General features: G+C 73.2%; 21 protein-coding genes. 11 read left to right on the top strand and 10 right to left on the bottom strand.

Annotated features, from left to right (window positions below):
- The first annotated feature begins 438 nt into the window (after positions 1 to 438).
- A complete protein-coding gene (locus FRANEAN1_RS04755) occupies positions 439 to 687 on the top strand; it encodes a WhiB family transcriptional regulator (protein ID WP_018502284.1) in 249 nt (82 codons plus the stop codon).
- A gap of 456 nt (positions 688 to 1143) precedes the next feature.
- On the opposite strand, the gene FRANEAN1_RS04750 is transcribed toward FRANEAN1_RS04755, so the two are convergent.
- Positions 1144 to 2613, bottom strand: a complete 1470-nt coding sequence (locus FRANEAN1_RS04750) for a sensor histidine kinase (RefSeq protein ID WP_041253694.1) — start codon at positions 2611 to 2613, stop codon at positions 1144 to 1146.
- Positions 2614 to 2665: 52 nt separating this feature from the next.
- Between FRANEAN1_RS04750 and FRANEAN1_RS04745 the strand changes: the two genes are divergently transcribed.
- The 3 genes from FRANEAN1_RS04745 (at position 2666) to bioB (ending at position 6021) form a co-directional block, all read left to right on the top strand.
- Positions 2666 to 4027, top strand: a complete 1362-nt coding sequence (locus FRANEAN1_RS04745; RefSeq protein WP_198145457.1) for an 8-amino-7-oxononanoate synthase — start codon at positions 2666 to 2668, stop codon at positions 4025 to 4027.
- Positions 4024 to 4740, top strand: a complete 717-nt coding sequence (bioD, locus tag FRANEAN1_RS04740) for a dethiobiotin synthase (RefSeq protein WP_020458611.1) — start codon at positions 4024 to 4026, stop codon at positions 4738 to 4740. Before FRANEAN1_RS04745 ends, bioD begins: the two co-directional genes overlap by 4 nt.
- A gap of 195 nt (positions 4741 to 4935) precedes the next feature.
- On the top strand, positions 4936 to 6021 hold the full coding sequence (bioB, locus tag FRANEAN1_RS04735; RefSeq protein WP_020458610.1) for a biotin synthase BioB: 1086 nt from the start codon (positions 4936 to 4938) through the stop codon (positions 6019 to 6021).
- 100 nt (positions 6022 to 6121) lie between these two features.
- Here the strand turns inward: bioB and FRANEAN1_RS38145 are convergent, their stop codons facing one another.
- Both FRANEAN1_RS38145 and FRANEAN1_RS04730 read right to left on the bottom strand, forming a co-directional pair.
- A complete protein-coding gene (locus FRANEAN1_RS38145) occupies positions 6122 to 6310 on the bottom strand; it encodes a hypothetical protein (RefSeq protein ID WP_020458609.1) in 189 nt (62 codons plus the stop codon).
- 100 nt (positions 6311 to 6410) lie between these two features.
- Positions 6411 to 6629, bottom strand: a complete 219-nt coding sequence (locus FRANEAN1_RS04730) for a biotin/lipoyl-binding carrier protein (protein WP_020458608.1) — start codon at positions 6627 to 6629, stop codon at positions 6411 to 6413.
- 337 nt (positions 6630 to 6966) lie between these two features.
- Here FRANEAN1_RS04730 and FRANEAN1_RS04725 point away from each other — a divergent pair, with 337 nt between their 5' ends.
- Positions 6967 to 8085, top strand: a complete 1119-nt coding sequence (locus tag FRANEAN1_RS04725) for a DUF5317 domain-containing protein (RefSeq protein ID WP_020458607.1) — start codon at positions 6967 to 6969, stop codon at positions 8083 to 8085.
- A gap of 216 nt (positions 8086 to 8301) precedes the next feature.
- Here the strand turns inward: FRANEAN1_RS04725 and FRANEAN1_RS04720 are convergent, their stop codons facing one another.
- The 4 genes from FRANEAN1_RS04720 to FRANEAN1_RS04705 form a co-directional block, all read right to left on the bottom strand.
- Positions 8302 to 9294 (bottom strand): NAD-dependent epimerase/dehydratase family protein, encoded by a 993-nt coding sequence (locus FRANEAN1_RS04720; protein WP_020458606.1) that lies wholly within the window; start codon positions 9292 to 9294, stop codon positions 8302 to 8304.
- A gap of 57 nt (positions 9295 to 9351) precedes the next feature.
- Complete coding sequence (gene rsrA / locus FRANEAN1_RS04715; RefSeq protein WP_020458605.1) at positions 9352 to 9636, bottom strand: mycothiol system anti-sigma-R factor; 285 nt, start codon at positions 9634 to 9636, stop codon at positions 9352 to 9354.
- Positions 9633 to 10445 (bottom strand): sigma-70 family RNA polymerase sigma factor, encoded by an 813-nt coding sequence (locus tag FRANEAN1_RS04710; protein ID WP_020458604.1) that lies wholly within the window; start codon positions 10443 to 10445, stop codon positions 9633 to 9635. Before FRANEAN1_RS04710 ends, rsrA begins: the two co-directional genes overlap by 4 nt.
- Positions 10446 to 10656: 211 nt before the next feature.
- Positions 10657 to 11451, bottom strand: coding sequence for an alpha/beta family hydrolase (locus tag FRANEAN1_RS04705; RefSeq protein WP_347176985.1), 795 nt, complete (start codon positions 11449 to 11451; stop codon positions 10657 to 10659).
- A gap of 89 nt (positions 11452 to 11540) precedes the next feature.
- Between FRANEAN1_RS04705 and FRANEAN1_RS04700 the strand changes: the two genes are divergently transcribed.
- From FRANEAN1_RS04700 to FRANEAN1_RS04675, 6 genes are all read left to right on the top strand, one after another.
- The gene (locus tag FRANEAN1_RS04700; RefSeq protein ID WP_020458602.1) at positions 11541 to 12347 is read left to right on the top strand and encodes a methyltransferase domain-containing protein; all 807 of its coding nucleotides are present in this window, start codon (positions 11541 to 11543) and stop codon (positions 12345 to 12347) included.
- A gap of 26 nt (positions 12348 to 12373) precedes the next feature.
- Positions 12374 to 13771 carry a 3-phosphoshikimate 1-carboxyvinyltransferase gene (gene aroA / locus FRANEAN1_RS04695; RefSeq protein WP_041253693.1) on the top strand — a complete coding sequence of 466 codons (1398 nt, stop codon included), beginning with the start codon at positions 12374 to 12376 and terminating at the stop codon, positions 13769 to 13771.
- Positions 13772 to 13785: 14 nt separating this feature from the next.
- The gene (gene rsgA, locus FRANEAN1_RS04690; protein ID WP_049795895.1) at positions 13786 to 14814 is read left to right on the top strand and encodes a ribosome small subunit-dependent GTPase A; all 1029 of its coding nucleotides are present in this window, start codon (positions 13786 to 13788) and stop codon (positions 14812 to 14814) included.
- Positions 14815 to 14977: 163 nt separating this feature from the next.
- Positions 14978 to 15661, top strand: coding sequence for a TetR/AcrR family transcriptional regulator (locus tag FRANEAN1_RS04685; protein WP_235014387.1), 684 nt, complete (start codon positions 14978 to 14980; stop codon positions 15659 to 15661).
- Positions 15662 to 15706: 45 nt separating this feature from the next.
- The gene (gene hisN / locus FRANEAN1_RS04680; RefSeq protein WP_020458598.1) at positions 15707 to 16549 is read left to right on the top strand and encodes a histidinol-phosphatase; all 843 of its coding nucleotides are present in this window, start codon (positions 15707 to 15709) and stop codon (positions 16547 to 16549) included.
- A 23-nt stretch (positions 16550 to 16572) separates the two neighbouring features.
- Positions 16573 to 17337 carry a glycerophosphodiester phosphodiesterase gene (locus FRANEAN1_RS04675; protein ID WP_020458597.1) on the top strand — a complete coding sequence of 255 codons (765 nt, stop codon included), beginning with the start codon at positions 16573 to 16575 and terminating at the stop codon, positions 17335 to 17337.
- A 399-nt stretch (positions 17338 to 17736) separates the two neighbouring features.
- On the opposite strand, the gene FRANEAN1_RS04670 is transcribed toward FRANEAN1_RS04675, so the two are convergent.
- The 3 genes from FRANEAN1_RS04670 to FRANEAN1_RS04660 form a co-directional block, all read right to left on the bottom strand.
- A complete protein-coding gene (locus tag FRANEAN1_RS04670) occupies positions 17737 to 17934 on the bottom strand; it encodes a hypothetical protein (RefSeq protein WP_041253691.1) in 198 nt (65 codons plus the stop codon).
- A gap of 476 nt (positions 17935 to 18410) precedes the next feature.
- Positions 18411 to 19325 (bottom strand): alpha/beta fold hydrolase, encoded by a 915-nt coding sequence (locus FRANEAN1_RS04665; protein ID WP_235014391.1) that lies wholly within the window; start codon positions 19323 to 19325, stop codon positions 18411 to 18413.
- Between the two features lie 149 nt (positions 19326 to 19474).
- The gene (locus FRANEAN1_RS04660) at positions 19475 to 20950 is read right to left on the bottom strand and encodes a gamma-aminobutyraldehyde dehydrogenase (RefSeq protein WP_041253690.1); all 1476 of its coding nucleotides are present in this window, start codon (positions 20948 to 20950) and stop codon (positions 19475 to 19477) included.
- Positions 20951 to 21221: the final 271 nt, after the last annotated feature.

The raw sequence follows: 21221 nt of genomic DNA, 5'->3' as shown, positions 1-21221 counted from the left end.
CTAACCGGCATCACCCGACAGGCCAACATCGTTTGACCCTGCGCGGCGAGCCGACCCATCGTTACGCCACAACGATTCAACATGATCCGAAGGGCCTCGAAGTACTACAAACCACGGGATCCACTCGTGATGACCACCGGCCGACGTAGGGCAGGGTGATCCGTGGCCCGCTTGTGTCCCCGTCGGACAGGTAGCGGCCAGAGCGGGCGTGACGGACCATGCAGGTTCTTGCGCCCCTGCCCGTTCCGGTGGGAGGGTGGCGAATGTCCGAGGTGGATGCACGTGCAGCTGGGTCCGCACACATGCACTCGCACAAGCCCCGGTCGCCGCGACCCGATCAGACATCCGGAATTTTCTTCTGGGACGCGACGCAACCATGGCGGCTCACCGAGCGTCTGATGTGCAGTGTGACCCGAGACGAGAGAGGGAGTAGTACGCATGGACTGGCGCCACAGAGCGCTCTGCCGTGAAGAGGACCCCGAGCTCTTCTTCCCGATCGGTACGACCGGTCCGGCAGAACGCCAGGTCGAAGAGGCGAAGGCCGTCTGCAGGCGGTGCGCAGTCACTAGTGACTGTCTCAACTGGGCACTGGACACCGGGCAGGACTCCGGTGTCTGGGGCGGGTTGAGCGAGGATGAACGCCGGACGCTCAAGCGCCAGGTGCGGCTGAGAGTCCGGACCGCCTGAGCCCGGGGCGCCCCGCACTGGGCGCGATCGAGCCGGTCGGCATCAGGACCGATCAGGCCTACCTGAGGTAGGCCGCACACAACCGAACAATGATCGTGAACCGCCTGTCCGCGCACGGACGGACCGGACATCCATTGCGGAGCCACGCAGTGGTCCGTTTCCATCCGCTCGCGGGTTGATCGACGCATGCCCGCAGCGGGATTCACGATAGGCATCACCATCGGCCGCTCTGTCCGCTGGTCCGGCGCACACCCCTGCGCGGACCCGGACGGAGCGGCCGAAAAATCTTTCGGGTCGGCATCCCCTTCGGGGTACTCGGCCTCTCCACCGGCACCACCGGCGGCGCCCGATGCGCCACGACCGCCCTGCGGCGACGACACGACCGCCGTACTCGGGTCGTGAACAGAGGACACGTTGGCCTGCATACCCGCGCCAGCGAGGCCCAAACACACAACTTCAAGAAAGTGGGATCGACAGGAGCGCCTCGGTCCCTCGTGCCGGACCGGCCTGCAGCCGGATGGTCCCGCGCATCTCGCCCAGCACCAGCTGACGGACGATCTGCAGCCCGAGCCGGGGTGAGTGCTCGAGCTGGAAGTCGTCCGGCAGGCCGGCGCCGTCGTCGGCGACCACGACGTCGAGGCGGTCCTCGGCGCGCCGCACGCGGAGCTCGATCGCTCCCGACGATCCATCGAACGCATGTTCGACAGCATTCTGCAGAAGTTCCGAGAGCACAAGGGCCAACGGCGTGGCGAGCTCGCCCGAAAGCCGGCCGAACGACCCGATCCGCCTGGTCGTCGCGCGGGTCCCGGTCGACGCGAGGTCGACAGTCACCGAGGTGATCTGGTCGGCGATCTCGTCGAACGGGACAGACTCCCCCAGCGTCTGGGAGAGCGTCTCGTGGACGACGGCGATCGAGGTCACCCGGCGCACCGACTCGCGCAGCGCGTCGCGGGCCTCGTCCGCCTTCGTCCGGCGCATCTGCAGGCGCAGCAGCGCCGCCACGGTCTGCAGGTTGTTCTTGACCCGGTGGTGGATCTCCCGGATCGTCGCGTCCTTGCTCAGCAGCTGGGCCTCCCGCCGCCGCAGCTCCGAGACGTCGCGGACGAGGACCAGCACCTCGCGGATCGCGCCGGGGAAGAGCGGGATGGCCCGCAGCAGCACGACCGTGCTGCCCACCTCGATCTCGACCTCGACCGGCCGGCGCCGGCTGATCGCGTGCCAGACCGCGGGCGTCGTGGCCGGCAGGTTGAGCGCGCGGTGCACGGTGCGCAGGTCCTCGCCGGTGACGTTCCCGGTGTGGCCGAGCCGGCGGTACGCCGACAGCGCGTTCGGGCTGGCGAAGATCACCTTGCCGGCGCCGTCGAGGCGCATCATGCCGTCACCGACCCGCGGCGCCTCGGGCAGCTCGGCGGAGCTGCCCCGGAACGGGAACGCGCCCTCGGCGATCATCAGGGCCAGGTTGTTCGCGCCCTGCAGGTAGGCGGACTCCAGCGCGCTCGGCGTCCGGGTCGTCGCGAGGTTGGTGTCCCGGGCCAGGACGGCGATCACCCGGTCGCCGTGGCGCACCGGGATCGCCTCGGTGCGCACCGGCACCCCGCCGTCCCACTCAGGCTCACCCTCCCGCGCGATCCGGTGCTCGCGCCAGGCGTTCTGCACGACCCACCGGTTGATGACGACACTGCCGACCTCGTCGTTGTGATACGCGGTGGGTCCGGTCGTGGGACGTACCTGCGCGACGACCTGGAACTCCATGCCGCCGGCGTGCCCCGCCCGCACCGAGCCGGACCGCACCGGGACAAGCAGCAGCAGGTCCGCGAAGGACAGATCGGCGAGCAGGGCCCAGTCCGCGACGAGCGCATGGAGATGGTCGATGTCGTCGCCGCTGAGATCGGTGCTCGCTCGCAGGGCGTCGGCGAGGGTTCCCACGGGACGCAGACTGCCAGACGCCGTGGTGGGCGTGCCGGGCGGCCGGGCCGGAATGCGCCGTACGCTCGCCGACGTGACGCCCGACAGCACCATCACCACCCCATCCGCGACCTCGGCCGACGCATCGGACGGCGTCCCGGCCAGCCCCGCCGGCACCGTGCCCGGCCCCGCGGGCGGCGCGACCAGCCACGCGAACAGCCCCGCCGCCAGCCCCGCCCCGCTCGGCTGGCTGGGCGAGGCGGCCCGGCTGCGGGCCGAGGCCGGGCTGCACCGCGTGCTGCGCCCCCGGGCGCCCCGCGCCGAGCGCGGGCCCACGGGCGCGCCGGCGCTGCCCGCACACGGCTCGCTGCAGCCGTGGACCGACGGTGATCTCCTGCTCGACCTCGCCGGCAACGACTACCTCGGGCTGGCCCGCCATCCGGAGGTGGTCGAGGGCGGCATCGCCGCGCTGCGCGCGTTCGGCGCCGGGTCCACCGGCAGCCGGCTGGTCAGCGGCACCACGACGCTGCACGGGGAGCTCGAGTCCGCGCTCGCCGAGCACCTCGGCTTCGGCTCCGCGCTCGTCTTCTCCTCGGGCTACGCCGCCAACCTGGCGATGCTGACCGTCCTCACCGGGCCTGGTGACCTGGTGCTCTCCGACGAGCGCAACCACGCCTCACTGGTCGACGCCTGCCGGCTGTCCCGCGCGGACGTCCTGGTCACGCCACATTCGGACGTCGACGCGGTCGACGAGGCGCTGGCCACACGTTCCTGGCGGCGCGCGTTCGTCCTCACCGACTCGATCTTCTCCGCGGACGGCGATCTCGCCCCGCTGGCCGCCCTGCACGCGGTCGCCCGGCGACACGGCGCCGTCCTGCTCGTCGACGAGGCGCACGGGCTCGGCGTCGTGGGCCCGGGCGGGCGCGGGGCGCTCGCCGCGGCCGGGCTGGCCGGCGAGCCTGACGTGATCGCCACCGTGACCCTCTCCAAGTCGCTGGGCAGCCAGGGCGGTGCCGTCCTCGGGCCGGCCGCGCTGCGTGACCACCTGATCGACACGGCCCGGACCTTCATCTTCGACACCGGGCTGGCTCCGGCGTGCGCGGGCTCCGCGCTGGCGGCGCTGCGGCTGCTCACCCGCCACCCGGACCTCCCGGAGCGGGTCCAGCGGCGCGCGCGGGAGATCGCCGCCGCGACCGGGGCCCCGGAGCCGGCCGGCGCGGTGGTGTCGGTGGTGCTCGGCGATCCCGAGCGGGCCGTCGCGGTCGCCGCGGCCTGCCGCGACGCCGGGGTCGCCGTCGGCTGCTTCCGGCCCCCGACGGTTCCCGCCGGGACGAGCCGGCTGCGGGTGGCGGCCCGCGCCGACCTCACCGAGGCCGATGTGAGCCGCGCGGTCGGCGTGATCACCGACGCCATCGGCCGGTTCCCCGCGCCGTGAGCGTGCTCATCGTCACCGGCACCGGGACGGAGGTCGGCAAGACCGTGGTGACCGCCGCCCTCGCCGCCCTCGCCGCGGACAGGGGGACGGCGGTCGCCGTGGTCAAGCCGGCGCAGACCGGCGTCCGGGCCGGCGAGCTGGGCGACGTCGACCTCGTCCGAGACCTCTCCGGGGTCGACGACGTGCACGAGCTCAGCCGGTACGCCGACCCGCTGGCGCCGGTGAGCGCCGCGCGGCGGGCCGGCCTGCCCACGCCCGACCTCGGCACGGTGGCGGTGGCGGTCCGGCGGCTGCAGGCCGACCGCGGGCTGGTCCTCGTCGAGGGCGCCGGCGGTCTGCTCGTCCGGTACGACCACGACGGCTCCACCCTCGCCGACCTGGCCCGGACGCTGGCGGCGCCGGTTCTCGTGGTCACGACCGCCGGGCTCGGCACGCTGAACGCGACGGCGCTCACCCTGGAGGTCATGGCCAACCGCGGGCTCGACCTGGCGGGCATCGTCGTGGGCTCCTGGCCGGTCGAGCCCGACCTGGCCGCACGCAGCAACATCGTCGACCTCGAGCTGCTCGCCGCGCGGCCGCTGGCCGGGGCGGTCCCGGCGGGGGCCGGGCTGCTCGGCACCGGGCAGTTCCTGCAGATCGCGCGATCCTCGCTCGAACCGGCCCTCGGCGGCGCATTCAACGCCGCGGAGTTCCGACGCCGGTACGCCGTGTGACGACCCCGGCCGGACTCACGTCACAACACGGGCACGAGTCACGAGGATGACTGAACAATGGTCTCGGCGCGGATCGACCGGCCTCCGCCGGCCACAGCCCCCGCCACCCGACCGCTGATACGAGAAGACGGACGTCCAGCCCGACCGGTGGCCGCGAGCCACGCCGCCGGCACGACCTCCTGATGGAGATCACCTGTGACCGCACCTGTGACCGCGCCTACGACCATGCCCGCGCAGACTCCCCCGACCGTCGAGACCGACGTCGTCACCGAGGCGCCCCGACCCCTCGACGACGACATTCTCGCCCGTGCCCGCCGACAGGTGCTCGACGAGGGGCGCGGCCTCGACGAACAGGACGTGCTCGCGGTCCTCCAGCTGCCGGACGAGGCACTGGGCGACCTGCTCGCGCTCGCCCACGAGGTGCGGCTGCGCTGGTGCGGGCCGGAGGTCGAGGTTGAGGGCATCATCAGCCTCAAGACCGGCGGCTGCCCCGAGGACTGCCACTTCTGCTCCCAGTCCGGGCGCTTCGACTCCCCCGTGCGCTCCGCCTGGCTGGACGTCCCGTCCCTGGTCGAGGCGGCGAAGGCGACGGCGGCCACCGGCGCCACCGAGTTCTGCATCGTCGCCGCGGTCCGCGGCCCCGACCAGCGGCTGATGGCGCAGATCCGCGAGGGCGTGGCGGCGATCCGGGAGGCCGTCGACATCAACGTCGCCTGCTCGCTCGGCATGCTCACCCAGGAGCAGGTGGACGAGCTCGCCGGCCTGGGCGTGCACCGCTACAACCACAACCTGGAGACGGCGCGCTCGCACTTCCCGAAGGTGGTCACCACCCACAGCTGGGAGGAGCGCTGGGAGACCTGCGAGCTCGTCCGCGCCGCCGGGATGGAGCTGTGCTGCGGCGCGATCATCGGTGTGGGCGAGTCCCTCGAACAGCGCGCCGAGCTGGCCGCCCAGCTCGCCGCTCTGGAGCCGGACGAGGTTCCGCTGAACTTCCTCAACCCGCGACCCGGCACCCCGTTCGGTGACCTGCCCGCGGTGGACTCACGCGAGGCCCTGCGCACCATCGCCGCGTTCCGGCTGGCGCTGCCCCGCACGATCCTGCGCTACGCCGGCGGGCGCGAGATCACGCTGGGCGACCTGGATGTCCAGGGAATGCTCGGCGGCATCAACGCGGTGATCGTTGGGAACTACCTGACCACGCTCGGCAAGAATCCGGAGAGCGACCTGGCCATGCTCACCGAGCTGCGGATGCCGATCAAGTCCCTGCAGGCCACGCTCTAGGCCACAGGCCCCGCTACCCGGGCCGGGCTCCGGGCCGGGTAGCGGGACGAGGCCGGCCCGGAGCCCGAGCCGGCCGGTGCGACTGGTCGGCGGCCGCCGGTCAGGCCGACACCGATGTCCCGTGCTCGGCGCAGCGCGCGCTCCAGCCCAGCGGGGTCACCTGGACGACGAGGCGACGCCGGCAGGACGAGCAGTAGCGCGGCGGTTCCAGCGCGCGCGCCCGCGCGCAGGCCTCATGACTGCCAATGCTCGCGAGCTGGCCACACCGGTCGCAGAACGAGGCCTCCATGACGGATCAGCCTAGGGCAAGCGGCCCGCGCCCGACGGCGGGAAGTCCGCGCCGTCACGTCGCCCCCCGGCAGCGCGTCACCGACGGCCGGGCTGGCCGGTCAGGAGTCGACGACGGCGATCAGGTCCCCGTCCTGCACGACGTCGCCCTCGTTGACGGCGATGCTGGCGACGGTGCCGCCCTCCTCGCTGATCACCGGGATCTCCATCTTCATGGAGTCAAGGATTACCAGGGCGTCACCCGCCGCGACCGAGTCGCCGACACCGACGACGACCTTCCAGACGTTGGCGACCATCTCGGCACGGACTTCCTCGGACATCGGAATCCCCTTCTCCACGTCGACCGCTTCTCCCGGTCGACCGCGCTGCGGCGCCGGCTGATGTGAGCGTAGTAGCCGCCGGGTCGGCGCAGGATCGCAATCGACCCGACGCGCCATCCGGACGACCCGCGGCGAGGCCGCGCCCGGACGGGAGGACGACCCACACCCCCGGGCCATGCCGGTGCGCGGCGCCGGATCGGGCGCTCACGCGGGCACGGGTGCGCGACCTCGTCGTCGGCGCCGTCGTCGGCGCCGCTGCGTCCCGGGCCCGTCGCGGAAGGGTCACACCGGCGGGCGGTGCTGCGCGATCGAGCGGCGACCCTCCACACTTACGGATGTGCTCGTACTCCTCCTCCTGACCCTGTTGTGCGGGTTGGCCGTGGGGCTCGCGAGGGGCGGGACCCTCGACGCCCTCAGTCGCGTCCACGTCGCCAGGCCCTGGCTGTTCGTCGGCGTACTGGTCGTGCTGGCCGTCGGCAGGCTCGTCGGAGCACTGCACAGCCCGGCCTGGATCCTTGCGTCGGCCGGTCTGGTGGTCTTCGCCGTGGCCAACCGGCGGCTCCCCGGCCTTCCGCTGCTGTGCGCCGGCGTGCTGCTCAACGCGCTCGTGATCAGCGCCAACAGCGGGGACATGCCGGTCTCGGCGTGGGCCGCCGACCGGGCCGGCGTATCGGTCCAGAGCATCCGCGACTCGCACTTCCACACGGTGGCGGGAGGAGACACGTCGCTGCGCCTGATCAGTGACATCCTGCCGCTCCCGACGCCGGGCGCACCGGCCGTGGTGAGCCTCGGGGACGTCCTCATGGCCGCCGGCCTGGGCATGTTCGGCGCGGTGGCACCGGTGCGGGCACGGCGGACGTTGCAGGCCCGGCTCGCCGCCGGCCTCGCCCGTCCCCGGCGGGCCGCTGGCGCACCGGACACCGACGGACACGGCGCGGACGACAGCGACGGCGACGGCGACGGGCCCGGCGACGACGAGGGGCACCTCGAAGACGAGAGACCCCGCGTCGACGGGCACGGCAGAGACCACGAGGACGTCAGGGATCACGAGGGTGACGGGCTCGAGAGCGACGGGCGCGACGGGGACCGTGAGGACGACGGATACGTCCTGGACCAGGACCCGTCGGCCGAGGAGCCGCTCGCCGAGGGCCCGCCCGGCGACGAGCACACGGAGCGGGACGGCACCCCACGGCTCGTCCCCGCCATGACCGGGCCAGCGGACGACCCGGCCGGACCCGTGGGCGCCACGGCCGCGACGGAGCGCCTCGGAGCGGGGGACGTGCCGGCCGGCCGCGAACCCGCCGACGATCATCCGGGCGGTGACGGTGCCCCACGGCGTGACGGGCCCCCGCCCGGCGGCGGGACCAGGCTCGGCGGACGCGCCAGCGCCGGCCCGGACTCCGGCCCCACCATCGGCCTCGCCCGCCCCGTCGACAGCGGCCACGCCGCCGAGTAGGCCGACCAGCCGGGTCCGCCGCCGCTGCGCGGCAGCCGGCGGCTGGCAGTATGTGCCCAGAGCGACCATGTGCTCAGAGCGGCGGAGAGGAGTTCATGATGGCGAAGAAGAAGCGCAAGCGGCGCGCGCGGGCGAAGAGCAAGGCCAACCACGGCAAGCGCCCGAACACCTGACAGGTGGACCGGGTGGGACGCCCAGCGCTCCCGCCCGGTCTCGTCAGCCGGTCGCGCCGGTCGCGCCGGCCGAGCCGGAGGCGGCGGCGCGGGCGCCGATCCGGGCCCGGATCCAGTCGACGGTCCGGGTGAGCCCGCCGTCCAGGTCCATCCGCGGCCGCCAGCCGATCTCCCGCTCCGCGAGGCCGACGTCCAGGCTGATGCGCTGCAGCTCGCCGGGGCGCGGCGGGGCGAACTGGGGCTCGTCCGGCACCCCGACCACCCGCGCGATGCGGCTGTGCAGGTCGAGAACGGTGGTCTCGGCGCCGGTCCCGATGTTGATCCGCAGGCCGTTGGCCGCCTGGGCCGGCACGCACCGGGCGAAGGCGTCGGCGACGTCCCCGACGAAGACGTAGTCCCGGCTGGTCGCGCCGTCACCGAAGATCTTGGTCGGGCGCCCCTCGAGCAGGGCGGTGCCGAAGATGGCGACCACCCCGGCCTCGCCGTGCGGGTCCTGGCGGGGCCCGTAGACGTTCCCGAGCGCCAGCGCCGTCGTCGCGACACCGTAGGTCACCCGGTACACGTTGAGGTACAGTTCGCCGGCGGCCTTCCCGGCCGCGTACGGTGACTCGGGCGCGGGTGGCACGGACTCGTCGACGGGCAGCGCGGCCGGCGTGCCGTAGATCGACCCGCCGGACGAGGTGTGGATGACCTTCACCACCCCGGCGGCCCGGGCCGCCTCCAGCACGTTGATCGTGCCGAGAACGTTCAGCCGGGCGTCGAGCAGCGGGTCGGCGACGCTGATCCGGACGTCGATCTGCGCCGCGAGATGAGCCACCGCGTCGGGGCGGACCCGGGCGACGAAGTCACCGAGATCGGGCGACGTGATATCGCCCTTCTCGAACGAGAACCGGGCATCGGTCGCCGCCTGCGTGAGATTCTCCATGCGCCCGGACGACAGGTCGTCGATGCCCACGACCGAATGACCGTCAGCAAGCATCCGATCGACGACGGTGGAACCGATGAAACCGGCCGCGCCGGTGACGAGGATACGCACAGCAGGCAGCCTAACCGCCCGCTGCCGACCTCCCCGCGCGAGCGGGGAGGCGCTCGCCTAGTCGGGGCGGAACTCGGTCGCGTCGGCGCCCGTGCGGGCCGCGCGCAGCCGGGCCAGCACGCTGAGCCGCAGCGAGTCCGGTGCCCGCTCCCCGCCGCACTTGCGCGCGACGAGCATTTTCACCTCGTGTTCGACCCCGAACTCCCGCAGGCACGGCGAGCACTCGTCGAGATGTGCCCGGATCAGGTGCTGCTGCGGGTCGTTGCACTCCCCGTCGAGGTAAAGAAAGACCGCGTCGAGCACCTTGCGGCAATCGATGTTGTGAGGTCCTCCGCAGCTCACGACCCACCGCCCTCGTTCTCGGCAGACCCGGCCGGAACCAGCCCGCGCTCCAGCGCGTACTGCTCCAGCGACTTTCGCAGACCACGCCGCCCACGGTGCAGCCGTGACATCACGGTACCGATGGGAGTGCCCATGATCTCAGCGATCTCCTTGTACGAGAACCCCTCGACGTCGGCCAGATAGACCGCCATCCGGAAGTCCTCGGGCAGCGCCTGGAGCGCCTCGGTGATGTCGCTGTCGGGCAGGTGCTCCAACGCCTCGGCCTCGGCGCTCTTCAGGCCGGTGGACGTGTGCGACTCCGCCTCGGCGAGCTGCCAGTCCTCGACCTGCTCGGTCGGGCTCTGCAGCGGCTGCCGCTGGCGCTTGCGGTACGTGTTGATGAACGTGTTCGTCAGGATGCGGTACAACCAGGCCTTGAGGTTGGTTCCCTCCTGGAACTGGTGGAAGGCCGCGAATGCCTTGACGAAGGTCTCCTGAACGAGATCCTCCGCGTCCGCGGGGTTGCGGGTCATCCGCAGCGCGGCAGCGTAGAGCTGGTCGAGGAACGGCAGGGCATCCCGCTCGAACCGGGCGCCGCGCTCCTGGGTGGACTCGTCATTGGTCTCGTCGACCAGGATCACTCCTTCGCCCCGCCGGGAACCGATCGCCGGCCCGCCGGCTGCCGTCCTGACTGGACCGCTCTCCGCGCCGGACGATACCCCCGCCACCGCCCTGGTGCGCACCGGCGCGGCGACCGGCCGCCCGCGGCCCGGCCCCGTCACCCGGCGATCCTGCGAGCGCGGGCCTGGTGTGCTGTGCTGGAACGTCATCGAACCTCCGTGACGCGGGCACTCCGGCGGTCGCACCACCTCCGTGCGACACCGGCCACGCCTGGCCTCCCGCGCTTCCCACTGGCGCCAACCACCACGGGCTGTTCTCGATTCCCGGCGGGTGCTGTTCTCGATTCCTGGTGGGTCAGGTGGGTCGAACGGGTCGCGGGTGGGTAACCGAAACAGACGTGAGCACTCAGCCGCGGCGCGCTCAGGCCGTGCCGCCGGGCCCGTCTCCGGCCATGCCTCCGGGCTCATGTCCGACCGTGTCCCCGAGTTCGTGCCCAACCGTGCCGGAGGGCTCGTCCCCGAGGCGGGCGAGCAGCCAGGACGCGCCCACCTCCGCGGCCTCCCCGATCACCTCCCCCACGGGCCGGCCGTCCCGGACCCGCACCCGGAACGAGTGGTCGGCCCCCGCCACGACGTGCACCCTGATCCCGCAAGACGGGTCGGCCACCGGCATGCCGAAGGCGTCGCGCGATCCCTGCACCACGAGGACGGGGACGCCGGCCCCCGCCAGCTCCGGCCCGCGCGACGGCTTCCCGCCCGGCGGCTCGAGCGGAAAGCCCAGCGCCAGCACCGCGCGGGCACCGACGGCACGGGCGCAGCGCACCGCCACCCGCGATCCCATCGATGCCCCGGCCAGCACCAGGCGGTCGGGCGGGCCCAGCGCGGCGACCGCCGCGGTGAGCACGGCGTCCAGCCGGGCGGGGCGGTCCGGGGCGCGCCGGCCGGCCACCCGGTAGGGCATCTCCAGGGCGGCCACCCGGATCCCGGCGGCGGTGAGGCGTTCCGCGAGCGCGGTCAGCGCCGGCGTGTCGGTGCCGCTGCCCGCCCCGTGCAGGAGGACGACGGTGCCGACAACCTCGGCGCGTGGCGGGACGGGAACCACCCGCAGTCGTCCACCGTCCACAAGGAGGGGATCCTCGTCTGCCGTCGCGGCCGCCCTGACCGGCGCCGGCGACTCGGCCAGGTCACTTCCGTCCGAGCCGCCCGGGAAGGACACTGCGTGGTCGGCCCGAACATCTGTCAGAATTTCACCTTGCGCATGTGACGTGCCTCGCATCATTGCCCCTTGAAGGGTAGGAACGGTCCATGTTGTCTGGCCCCGACGCCGACACTCACTCGTCCCGGGGGTCCTCCAACACGCTGGTGTGTGAGGCCCCCGCCGGCAGTGACGACCCCTACTGGGCCTTCTACGAGGAGGTCGCCTCGGCCCAGCTGAAGGAGTGGCTGCCCGCCGATCCGGTCCGCGTCCTGGACGTCTCCGGCCCGCGGGCCAGATTCGCACGCCAGATGGTCGCGGCCGGGCACGAGGTGGTCCGGGTCGTGGGGAGCCTCAGCAGCGTGGACACGCCGGGCGAGAGCGAGCCCGCACCCGGCCCGGGGGCCGTGCGGCGGGTCGTCGGTGACGCCCGCTCGCTGGACTGGTTCCGTCCCGGCTCGTTCGACGCCGTGCTCGCCGAGGCACGGGCCCTGTCGTTCTGCCTGGCTACCGAGACCACGCTCGAGGAGATCCACCGCATGCTCCGGCCGGGCGGCCGGCTGCTGCTGTGCGTCGACTCCCTGCTTCTCGGGCTCGCCCGGCTCGCCGAGCAGCACCGCTGGGCGGAGCTGTCCGACGTGCCGCGCGCGGACGTCGTGCTCGTCCCGGCCGAGGACGGCACCATCACCCGGTGCTTCTGGCCCGAGGAGCTGCGCGCCCTGCTCACCAGTGCCGGTCTGGAGGTCGACTGGATCCGCCCGCGCACGGTGCTCTCCGCCGAGGCGGTCCGCCGGGCCGTCGCCGAGGACGTCTCCTGCTTCCCCACCCTGGTGCGCACCGAGGTCGAGCTCGCCGCCGAGCGTGAGGGCGAGTCAATCGGTATTCACCTGATCGCCTCGGCCCGCCGGCCCGATTAGCGCCGGGAATCCGGCATGCTGGCACGGTGACCACCATCACCGAAGTGCAGCGCGGGCAGGACGACCCGTGGTCGGCTCCGGTCGCGACCGGTCCGGTCCGGGCGACCGTCACCGTGCCGGGCTCGAAGTCCGGCACGAACCGGGCGCTCGTGCTGGCCGCGGCGGCTGACGGGGTCTCCCGCCTGCGCGGGGCGCTGCGCTCCCGGGACACCGTCCTGATGGCCGCCGCCCTGCGCGAGCTCGGCGCGACGGTGACCGACGAGGCCGCGCCAGGCGGCGCTGAGCCGGGCAGGCCGGGTGAGCCGGGCGCGGACCAGGGCGCCGCCGACATCGTCGTCACCGGCCCGGTCGGCGCCGTACGGGGCACGGCCGCGATCGACTGCGGCAACGCGGGAACGGTCGCGCGCTTCACTCCCGCGCTGGCGACACTGGCCCGCGGGGACGTGCGCTTCGACGGCGATCCCCGGATGCGGGACCGCCCGCTCACCCCGCTGCTGCGCGCGCTGCGCGAGCTGGGCGCCCACATCGACGGCGACCGGATGCCCTTCACCGTGCGCGGCACCGGGGCGGTCTCCGGCGGGGCGGTGACGGTCGACGCGTCGGATTCCAGCCAGCTCGTCTCCGGCCTGCTGCTCGCCGCGGCGCGGTTCGAGCGCGGTGCGACCGTGACCCACGCCGGTCACCGCCTGCCGTCCGGGCCGTACCTCGACATGACCGTCGCCGACCTGCGGGCGGCCGGGGTGGTCGTCGACGTCGACGACCCGACCGCGGACCTGCTGCGCGCCGGGGGCACTCCGGCCGCGTCGACCCGGCGCTGGCGGGTCAAGCCCGGCGGGCCGCGGCCGCTGGACCGCGTGATCGAGCCCGACCTCAACAGCGCCGCCCCCTTCGTCGCCGCCGCGGCGGTGACCGGCGGCGAGGTGACGATCACCGGCTGGCCGGCGTCCACCGAGCAGCCCGGCCGGATGCTGCCGGACCTGCTGGTGGCCATGGGCTGCCGGGCGGAGCTGGTGCCGGAGGGCCTGCGCGTCACCGGCGGCGGGCGGATCACCGGTATCGACGTCGATCTCTCCGACTTCGGCGAGGCGGCGCCGGTGCTGACCGGGCTGGCCGTGCTGGCGGACTCGCCGTCCCGGCTGCGGGGCATCGCCCACCTGCGCCTGCAGGAGACCGACCGGCTCGCCGCGCTGGCGAGCGAGCTCGGCCGGCTCGGCGCCCGTGTCACCGTCACCGACGACGGCCTGTCGATCATCCCGGTGCCGCTGCGCGGCGCCCGGCTCGACCCGCACGCGGACCACCGGCTGGCGATGACCTACGCCGTGGTCGGCCTGGCGGTGCCCGGGGTCACCGTCGACGACATCGCCACGACCGGCAAGACGGTCCCCGACTTCGCGCGGATGTGGACGACGATGCTGGCCGGCTGACCGTGGCACGCGAGATGGACGAGGACGACGTCCGTACCCGACCCGGCCGGGGCTCCCGGCCGCGGACGCGGATCCGGCCCGAGCACGCGGACGCGGCCCGCGCGGTGGTCGTCGCGGTCGACCGCGGCCGCTACACCTGCCGCCCGGAGACCGGCCCGGGCGGCCGCCCGGGCACGGCCCGGCGTGACACCCCCGCCGGCCGGCGGGAGGGCCCGGCCGGCCTGGTGGCGGCGGTGCGCGGCGGTTCCATGCGGCGGACGTCCGTCGTGGTCGGCGACCGGGTCGAACTGGTCGGGGATCTCTCGGGCAGCGCCGGCTCGCTGGCGCGCATCGTGCGCCGCGACGAGCGGACGAGCCTGCTGCGGCGCACCGCCGACGACTCCGACCCGGTGGAGCGGCCGATCGTCGCCAACGCCGACCTGCTTGTCATCGTCTGTGCGCTGACCGATCCGCCGCCGCGCACCGGGCTGATCGACCGGTGCCTGGTGGCCGCCTACGACGGCGGGCTGACCCCGGTCCTGTGCCTGACCAAAGCCGACCTCGCCGACCCGGCCCCCGTGCGGGCGTCCTACGAGCCGCTCGGGCTGCCGGTGGTCGCCACCCGGCCGGACGGCGACCTCGACCCGCTCCAGACGCTGCTGCGCGACACGACCAGCGTGTTCTTCGGGCACAGCGGAGTCGGCAAGTCGACGCTGGTCAACCGCCTTGTCCCGGACGCCGACCGGGCCATCGGGGTGGTCAACGCGGTGACCGGCCGTGGCCGGCACACCTCCTCTGCGGCCGTCGCGCTCGCCCTGCCGGACGGCGGGACCGTCGTCGACACCCCGGGGATCCGCTCGTTCGGGCTGGGCGCCGTCCAGCTCGAGCGGGTCCTGACGGCCTTCGACGACCTCGCGGCCGCGACCGCCGACTGCGAGCCCGGCTGCGACCACCTGACCGCTCCGGACTGCGGGCTCGACGAGGCCGTCCGGCAGGGGCGGGCCGACCCCGCGCGGGTGGCGAGCCTGCGCCGTCTGCTCGCGGCCCGCGCGACACCCGTCTGACCGGACGGCGCCGGTCGCACGCGGTCGCACAACCGTCGGCGTCGCAGCACAGCGTGCGGCCCCACAGGGCTCCGGCCAGCCATGTGATCGACAAAGGCTGCCCGGCGGATGCTGATCATGGCTGTGCTGCACCTAGTCTCGGTCTGTGACCGATCAAGGAACGGTGCCGCGGGCGGGTGAGTTCGCCCGCGTGGCCCGGCGCCGACGCCGGCAGCCGGTGGAGGCCGAGCGCGAGATCCTCCAGGCCGCGATCGAGATGATCGGCTCGGACGAACCCGGCCCGATGACCGTCGCGGCGCTGATGAGCCGCACCGGGCTCGGCCGCTCCGCCTTCTACGCGTACTTCCGGGACGTCCCCGACCTGCTGCGGCGGCTGCTGCGTGAGATCGAGGGCGAGCTGTCGGCGGCGTCCGCCGGCTGGTTCGACGGCAACGGCGACCCGGTCGAGGACTGCGTCCGCTCCGCCCGGACCATCGTCGGCGTGCACCTGCGCCACGGGTTCGTCCTGCGGGTCATCGCGCAGGCCGCGGCCACCGATCCGGAGCTGGCCGCCGGGTACCGGAGGGCGGCGGTCGAGGGATTTGTCACAGCGGTGACCGAGCGGCTCGGCCGGGAGCAGGCCCGCGGCCGGGTGCGCCCCGACCACCACCCACAGAGCGCGCGGGCGTTGATGGCGATGACCGATGCTTACCTGCGCGAAACACTGGGCCACCACCCCCGGGCGGATCCCGCCGAGGTCATCCGTACCCTCACCGTGGTCTGGTCGCAGGCGCTCTACGGGCGGGCACCGGCAGAGCCTGCCGAAGCCGCCACGCCGGGCGGGCGGATCCGGGCCGACGTCCGGTGACCACCGCGCCCGTTCCCTCGACGCCGGAACTCGTAGTCTTCCCTCGTGACTCCGCCAAACCCGAGCCCCGTCAGCGCCAACCCGGTCGAGGCGGTCGACCCTGCCGGCTGGCTCGCTGACGACCTCGCACTCGCTCTGAGCCTCGCCGACGCCGCCGACCGGATCACCCTCTCCCGCTTCCAGGCGGTGGACCTCCACGTCGAGTCGAAGCCCGACAACACTCCGGTCTCGGACGCGGACACCGCCGTCGAGTCCATGATCAGGGAACGGCTCGCCACCGCGCGCCCCGGTGACGGAGTCCTCGGCGAGGAGGAGGGCCTCGTCGGCGAGAACACCCGCCGGCGCTGGATCCTCGACCCGGTCGACGGCACCAAGAACTTCGTGCGCGGCGTTCCCGTCTGGGGCACCCTGCTCGGCCTCGAGGTGGACGGCGAGATGGTCGTCGGCGTGGCGAGCGCCCCGGCCATGAGCCGCCGCTGGTGGGCCGCCCGCGGCACCGGGGCGTTCACCCGGGACGCCACCGGCGACACCCGTTCACTGCAGGTCTCCTCCGTCGCCCGGCTGTCGGACGCCTTCCTCTCGTTCGCCTCGCTGGAGGGATGGCGCACCGCCGACCGGCTGCCCCAGTTCCTGAGCCTGGCCGAGCAGATCTGGCGCAGCCGCGCCTACGGCGACTTCTGGTCGCACATGATGGTCGCCGAGGGCGCCGTCGACCTCGCCTGCGAGCCGGAGGTCTCACTGTGGGACCTCGCCGCCCTGCAGGTCATCGTCGAGGAGGCCGGCGGCCGGTTCACCGACCTGCGCGGGCGGCGCGGGCCCGGCTGGGGCACGATCCTCACGACCAACGGGCACCTGCACGACGTCGCCCTGAGCCACTTCCGGGACTGAGCCGAGCGGGCACCCGTCCCACGATGATCGGTTTCGCGCACCGCGGCGCGCCGGCCCCGTTCCAGCGGGAGAACCGGCTGCCCGCCTTCCGCCGCGCGCTGGCGGCCGGCGCCAACGGCCTGGAGTCGGACGTCTGGCTCACCGCGGACGGAATCCCCGTCCTACGGCATGACGGCACGCTGGGCCCACCCGGCCGCCGGCGGCGGCTGGGTGAGCTGCGCGGCGCCGATCTGCCCGGGTGGCTGCCGACGCTGGCGGCCTTCTACGACGATCTGGGCTGGGGTTTCGATCTCAGCCTCGATCTGAAGGGTCGTCCCGATCACATGTCCGCGGCCGAGGCGGCGGGCGCCGTCCTCGCGGTCACCCGTGCGGCGGGTGGCACCGAGGCCGCCGCACGGCTGTGGCTGTGTGGCTCGTTTCCCGACCTGCACGAGTGGCGGCAGGCCGACGGTGACGTCAGGCTCGTGAACTCCACCACGGTGGCGAACGTGGAACAGAACGGCGGCGCCGCCGCCTACGGGGGCATCCTGCGCGCGGCGGGCGTCGACGCCCTGAACCTGCGCACGCGGGAGTGGACACCACCGCGGGCGGCGATGGTCGACGAGCTGCACGCCGCCGGTATCGCGGTGTTCGGATGGGACGCCCAGTCGACGGCGACACTGCGCCGGCTACGCGGTTACCGCCTCGACGCCGTGTACTCGGATCATCTCGGGCGGTTGATCGATGTCACCGTCGGGCACACCCGATCCGCGATCGGCGACGACTGGCCGGCGGCGGGCTCATCGTAAGGACGCGGGATGGTTGGGCCTGATGGGCCGGGGCTGGCCCGATCACCCGGAAGCGCTCACCCGCAATACATCATGACCCCACACGCGCGAGCAATGGGTCACCCGATTGAGGCGGGCCGGGCCGAATGTAGCCGTCTCACTACCAGAACGATTGACCTGACCGGTCGAATTTGACGAGGTACTCGCGATGGATCGCCCACCGCGAAGACCACATGTCAAGGACATCTAGGCGAAGGGACACGGGCGGACAGGCCCGCCGGGACGTATTCATGACACCGACGGCGACCAGTACCACACGCCCCGCACTACAACCGAGACCGCACGGCCCCGGCGCACACGGCCACGGCCGCCGGCCTGGTCCGCGACTTCACGGGCATGGGCATGGGCATGGGCGAACGGTCAGTCTTTGACGGCGACTTTGAGCATCTTCGCGGGAAAGCCGGTGCGTTCCGCGACGTTGTCGATGGAGTAGCCCTGCTCTACCAGGTCACGAGCCTGTTCGAGGGTCCAGCCCCGACCGGGGTCGACCCTGCGGACGATCACCTCACTCGCCTGATGATGTTCCTGCGGCCAGCTCAGTCGCGCGCGGCGTGCCAACGGTCGACCTCCGAAGTTATGGCGGGCATTAGCGTTACGAACCAAGGATAAGCCAGATACGTGCCTTCCCGCTCCATGAACTTCGCGATAGAGACCACGCCAGAGTAATGCGCAACCCGTCGACCGGACGCCGTCGGACCACGGGCCCGGCCCCATCATCGATGCTCACCGGACACCTGACGCTGCGCGCCGGGCCGCGTGGACAACACCGTGGTGAGACAACTGTTGACCCGGCGACTGTGCGGCGCCGAGTTGTCCGATCGACATGTCCACTTAACTTGTCCGACCGGTACTTGTCCGGCTGGTTCTTGTCCGGTAATGTCCAGCGCCCGCCGCGAACGGACAGGTGCGAACGGGTCTCCCGAACCGTACCGTCCGGATCGCGCCGGCCCGGGCGGCGGAGGTCACCTGTGGCGGTATCCCTTCATCCGGTGCCACGGGACCGACCGGCCGCCCGGGGCGCGACCGGCGGCGGATCAGTCGTCCTGTGCGGGTGCCGCCGTGCCGTGGGAACGCAGCAGGGTGCGCCACTGGCGGGCGGAGTGGCTGGCCGGTCTGGTGGTCGCCAGAAAATCCTCGAGAACGGCCCGGAATCGCACCGGGTCCGCGTGGTGGGGGAAATGGCCCGCGTCCGGGAAGATCTCCAGCCGGCTGCCCGGCATCGCCTCGTGGGCGATCCTCGCGTGCTCCACCGGGATCGCCGCGTCGTGCGCCCCCCACACGATCAGCGAGGGCATGCCTGCCGCCAGGTAGCACCGGTCCAGCATCGTGATCGCCTGGCCGTGGCCGTCCACCGCCGAGCGCAGGGTGCGCAGGAAGGCCTGCCGGGCCGTGGGGACGTCCAGCGAGGCGAACACGCGCATCAGGTCGTCCGCGTCCCGCCCGACGTCGGTGTGCAGCAGCCGCAGCGCGCGGGTGGCCGCCCAGCCGACCCGGCGCACGGGCGCTCTGGTCAGCAGCGACAGCGCATGGCCCGAGCCCGGCACCGTCGCCGCCCGCAGCACCGGGTGCAGGTCCGGCCCCACACCCCCGGTCGACACCAGGACGAGCCGCTCGCACCGCTCGGGGAACTGGTAGGCGAACTGCATCGCCACTCCGCCGCCCAGCGAGTGGCCGACCACCGTCGCCCGCTCGACGCCCAGGACGGTCAGCAGGTCGCGCATCCCGCAGGCGTAGCCGGCGATCGAATAGTCGCCCCGGGGCTTGTCGGAGCGGCCGTGGCCCAGCAGATCCGGCGCGATGACGGTGCGGCCGCGCGCCAGCTCCGGGATGAGGTCCCGCCAGGTTCCCGAATTGTCCCCGATGCCGTGGATCAGCAGCAGGGCCGGACCACGACCGGCCCGGAGATAGGCCCGCCGGTAACCGTGGACCGTCACGAACCGGGTGGACAGCCGCCGCCCCGGCCCACCGGAAGCCCGCGCGGCCGCGGTCCCGGCCGCACCCGCATCCGGAGCCGGAGCCGCGGCCTCGGTCCTGTCCCCGGCGCCGGCCCTGTGCCCCGCCGCTTGCCCGCCGTCCGTCACCGCCACCGCCACCGACCCTAGAACTCGATGTTGTGCATCACGTGCTTGATACGGGTGTAGTCCTCCAGCCCGTAGACCGACAGGTCCTTTCCGTAACCGCTCTTCTTGAATCCTCCATGTGGCATCTCCGCAACGATGGAAATGTGCGTGTTGACCCATACGCACCCGAAGTCGAGGCGGCGCGCCACCCGCATCGCGCGGGAGTGGTCACGCGTCCAGACACTGGAGGCGAGGCCGTACTCGACCCCGTTCGCCCACGCGACCGCCTCGTCCTCGGCCGAGAACTCCTGGACGGTGACGACCGGGCCGAACACCTCCTGCTGGATCAGCTCGTCGTCCTGGCGCAGGCCGGCGATCACGGTGGCCGGGTAGAAGTAGCCGGGCCGGTCCAGCGGCGTCCCGCCCGCGAGCAGGCGGGCGTGCTCGGGGGCACGCTCGACGAACCCACTGACCCGGCCGAGCTGACCGGCGCTGTTCAGCGGGCCGTAGTCGGCCTCGCCTCCGCCGGCCGCGGCCCCGCCGGTCTGGCCGCCGGTCTGGCCGCCGGCGGCGGGCGGGCCGGTCGTGGTGGCGCGGGCGGCCTCGGCGAGCGCGTCGGCGAGCTCGCCCGCGATGCCGGGCCCGGCGAGCACCCGGGTCGCGGCCGTGCAGTCCTGGCCGGCGTTGAAGTACGCCGCCCCGGCGATCTCCGCGGCGACCACGGCCGGGTCGACGTCATCAAAGACGATCACCGGGGCCTTGCCTCCGAGCTCGAGGTGTACCCGCTTGAGCGAGTCGGCCGCCCCTCGTGCGACCTCCATGCCCGCGCGCACGCTGCCCGTCACCGAAATCATCGCCGGGCCCGGGTGGGCGACGAGGGCGCGGCCGGTGTCCCGGTCACCACAGACCACGTTGAGCACACCCGGCGGGAGGATCTCGGCCGCGATCTCGGCGAGCAGCAGCGAGCTGGCGGGCGTGGTCTCCGCGGGCTTGAGCACGACCGTGTTCCCGGCCGCCAACGCCGGGGCGATCTTCCAGACGGCCATCATCAGCGGGTAGTTCCAGGGGGTCACCTGGGCGCAGACACCGATCGGCTCACGCCGGACGTAGCTGGTGTGGCCCGCCAGGTACTCCCCCGCCGACCGGCCCTCCAGCAGCCGCGCCGCCCCGGCGAAGAACCGGATCTGGTCGGCCGACGGGGCGATCTCCTCGTCAAGGGTGAGCTGGCGCGGCTTGCCGGTGTTCGCGCACTCCACGTCGGCGATCTCGGCCGCCCGTTCCTCGACGGCGTCGGCGAGGCGGAGCAGGGCACGGGAGCGCTCGCTCGGCGTGCTGTCCCGCCAGCCCTCGAACGCCTCACCGGCGGCCCGCACGGCGGCGTCCACGTCGGCCGGCCCGGAGCTCGGCGCGTGCGCGAGGACCTCGCCGGTGGCGGGATTGAGCACCGGCATCGTCCGCCCGTCCAGCGACGGTGCCTGCTTCCCCCCGACGAAATTGCTCAGCGTCCGTTCCATGGGTGTCCGTTCCATGGGTGTCCGTTCCATCGGTGTCCGTTCCATGCGTCCGGCTCCCTCCGGTCGTCCGAGCACCACCCAACGGACACGATGGTTCCACGAACCAGGTGCCACCGATAGCGCATTCAACTCGCTCTTATGCAACCGAAAACTTCGAGAAAGGACCGTTTCGGCGACGTCTGTAGCCCGCCGTGCGGGCCCGGGAGGGACCGGGTGCGACCCTGGTGCACCGGGCCCGACCGGTCCCGGTTCCGGTGACACAGTCATCACG

It is taken from the genome of Parafrankia sp. EAN1pec, from assembly GCF_000018005.1.
Lineage (GTDB): Bacteria > Actinomycetota > Actinomycetes > Frankiales > Frankiaceae > Parafrankia > Parafrankia soli.
Note: the sequence above shows the minus strand (reverse complement) of the source record. Positions and strands in the feature narration are given on the sequence as shown.